Source organism: Parcubacteria group bacterium CG10_big_fil_rev_8_21_14_0_10_36_14 (genome assembly GCA_002772895.1).
Lineage (GTDB): Bacteria > Patescibacteriota > Patescibacteriia.
Genome location: PFCS01000018.1, coordinates 385 through 3,511, shown reverse-complemented (window position 1 = coordinate 3,511; position 3,127 = coordinate 385). Strand labels below are relative to the sequence as shown.

The 3,127-nt window shown below is 27.8% G+C and carries 2 protein-coding genes and 1 pseudogene (1 of these 3 cut by a window edge); all 3 read left to right on the top strand.

The features are described 5' to 3' along the window. Nucleotides 1-701, top strand: a pseudogene (locus tag COU51_01435) (hypothetical protein); it begins 544 nt to the left of the window's first position. A 5-nt stretch (nucleotides 702-706) separates the two neighbouring features. Next, entirely contained in the window at nucleotides 707-1,516 is an 810-nt protein-coding gene (locus tag COU51_01430; GenBank protein PIR66900.1) for a hypothetical protein, read from the top strand. Nucleotides 1,517-1,629: 113 nt separating this feature from the next. Continuing rightward, nucleotides 1,630-3,027: a hypothetical protein gene (locus tag COU51_01425; protein ID PIR66899.1), complete on the top strand. Its 1,398-nt coding sequence runs from the start codon at nucleotides 1,630-1,632 to the stop codon at nucleotides 3,025-3,027. Nucleotides 3,028-3,127: the final 100 nt, after the last annotated feature.

Sequence of the window (3,127 nt, the reverse complement as noted above, 5' to 3'; positions counted from 1 at the left end):
GGATTGAAAATTTGCGTGCGCAAAAACAATCTTTTGAGGAATACAAAAAAGGGATGATGCAGAAAATTTTTTCTCAAGAAGTTCGGTTTAAAGGTGACAGTGGGAATAATTTTCCTGTGTGGGAGTTGAATATGTTAGCGGAGGTGGGAAAAGCATATAATGGATTATCGGGAAAAAGTGGGGAAGATTTTGGCGAAGGCGATTCCTTTATAACTTATAAACAAATATTTGATAAAAGTGAGATAAATATTCAAAAATATGCTTTAGTAAAAGTAGGAGTAAAAGAAAAACAAAACAAAGCACAATTTGGAGACATATTTTTTACAACCTCATCAGAAACACCTTTGGAGGTTGGATTTTCTTCTGTTATGCTTGATAAAAATAGCGCTCCATTTTTAAATAGTTTTTCATTTGGCTTTCGCCCCGATTCACTTAAAGTATTAGATCCATATTTTGCAAAGTTCTTTTTTAGAAGTTTTTTGTTTAGAAAAGAAATTGTAAAACTAGCACAAGGCAGTACTCGTTATAATATTTCAAAAATTGGATTTATGAAAATAAAATTTTTATTTCCATCGCTTCCAGAACAACAAAAAATAGCAGATTTTTTGACTAAACTTGATAATTTGATAGGATCAAAGCAACAACAAATCACCCAAGCTGAAAACTGGAAAAAGGGCTTGATGCAGGGGTTGTTTGTGTAAAATATATGGATGAAGAAAAAATAAACAATTTAATTGATAACAGCGGAATAATTACTCATAAAAAAGCTATAGATATTTTGCGTGCACAAGGATGGAAGCTTTCAATCAGTCCTTATTATTACGATAATATTGCCAACAGCGTAAGAGAAATAGATATTATTGCTGAAAAACCATTTTATTCCGCTTCTCCTTATGATTCAAGTGTGCAAATAAACGTTCAATTGTTTATTGAGTGTAAATATATAGAACAAGAAATCGTTTTTTGGTTTGATGATAAGGATATGGATAAAGCCGTTTCCAGAATGGAGAAAAATAGCGGTTTAGAGATATTACATAAAAAACATGGGGCTGATATTGGAATGGATAAGTTTCATTATTTAACAAGTGATAAAGTGGCAAAGCTTTTTTCAAGTAATTTGAACAAAGAAGACATTGTCTATAAAGCTATTACTCAATGTTTGAATGCTCAGATTTACTACGATCAATGGTATGATAATCCAATACATTGGAGTTTTCCAAGAAATCCGCAAACTATCACAAAAATATTAAAATACCCGATAGTTATCTGTGATAATTTTTCCAATCTAATAAAAGTTGATTTTGATGAAAATGATAGTAAAAATTATAAAACGAATGTTATTAATAGTCATTTTCAAGTAGAAACTAATTATATATTTTTAGATAAAAACCAAAAAGCTAACTCTGAATATTTTTTGATTGATTTTTTAAATATCGATGATATTAATAGTTTTTTGGATGTTATAAAAAATGAAGTTGATTCTGTAATATCGGCAGAAGATAGTAAAAGATTTTAGTATAATGTTAATCCTTGATTATTTAATAGGATCACAACAACAACAAATCAGCCAAGCTGAAAGCTGAGAAAAGGGCTTGATGTAGGGGTTATATATAAGGATAATATTAATATATGCTGGCATTCAATGATCTAAAAAATTTATTTGAGAGTTATGTGGTTAATGGCTTTTATAAATTAAAGGGCTTAGCTGCTTCTCTTTTTATTGTTTTTTGTTTATTGCTATCAGTTCATGTACTAATAAGAAATGATTTCAATTATGAATGGTATTTGTATGGTATAATATTTTTTGTGATAATTGTATTTTGGGTAGTATTTAAATATTTTTGGCCTTATAAAAAAAATAAAGATCGTAAGACTGGTTTAGTTGTAGCTATATCTTCAGAAAATTATGAGGGAGTAAAAATGAAAAATAAGTTTATTACGGAGCTTAAGAGACAAATTAATGACACAGGCCTTGATAAATATTTTGAAATAATTCCACTTTTGAATCATCATTCAGAAAAAATCAAAAATAAGGAAGATATTATTACTGCTAACGAGAAGATTGATGGACACATATTTTTTTATGGTGACGTACAAAAAGAATACGACGGAAAAAAAATTAAAAAATATTTTTTAAATATTGATGGATATGTTGCGCATTTACCAATACCTATACAAATGAGTCAAGAGCTAGCTTTTGATTTTAGGGCCATGCTGCCAAAAGAAATTAATTTTAGTGAATTTTTTGAATTAAGAGGATGTAAGGCAACTGCAAAGATAGTATACTTAACCACCAAATATGTTGTTGGGGTGGCTTCTTTTTTATCTGGAAATCCATTTTTAGCTTTCAAAATGCACAAAAATTTAGCTGATGAATTGTCCGAATACAAAACGATTAACAAGGATAAAAATCTTAAAGAATTAACAAAATTTGATTTAAAAAAATTAAAAAGTATCAAAAATAAAATTCCACTTATTATTTCAAATGAAGCTCTAATAATCGCTACAATTTATTATGCTAATAATACTAAGACAAAGGCCATTGAGTTTCTTTCTGTATCTTTAGAAAAAAATAAAATCAACTACAGATCTTGGGTGTTAAAAGCAATTTTTGATTTTATATTTGATAATAATCCAGAAAAAGCTTTTGAGAGTATTAAGAAAGCAAAAAAATATTCGAAAGATCGATTTGAGTGGCGATATAGTTGGGCTTTTTTAGAGTTTTGGAATAAAAATTACGAAGAAGCATATAAGATGTGCCAAAAAATAGAAAAACAGTCTTATATTAATGAGGAAATTACACTTAATGAAGTGGAGGATTTTAATTTAAAAATATTAAAATCAAAAAATGTCCCTCAATTATATTTTTGGATAGGTTATTTAAATTATAAAAAGAAATTAGATTTTCAAAATGCATTAAAATATTTTGAAGAATTTCTTAAAAGAGCAGACGAGAAAACTATGAATTTTTTAATTATCAAAACAAATTCTTTTTTAATTGATATAAAAAAGCAAATTGATTTTTAAAACAAACAACATGCCCCACCAATCCGAACAAAAACTTGAAAAGACATTAATTGAACAACTGAATAAGTTAGGGTTTTTGAGTGTTGCAATAGAAGATGAT

Excerpts from the sequence above, each read along its gene's own strand:
- COU51_01430 (PIR66900.1), top strand. The coding sequence starts at position 707 with ATGGATGAAGAAAAAATAAACAATTTAATTGATAACAGCGGAATAATT.
- COU51_01425 (PIR66899.1), top strand. The coding sequence starts at position 1,630 with ATGCTGGCATTCAATGATCTAAAAAATTTATTTGAGAGTTATGTGGTT.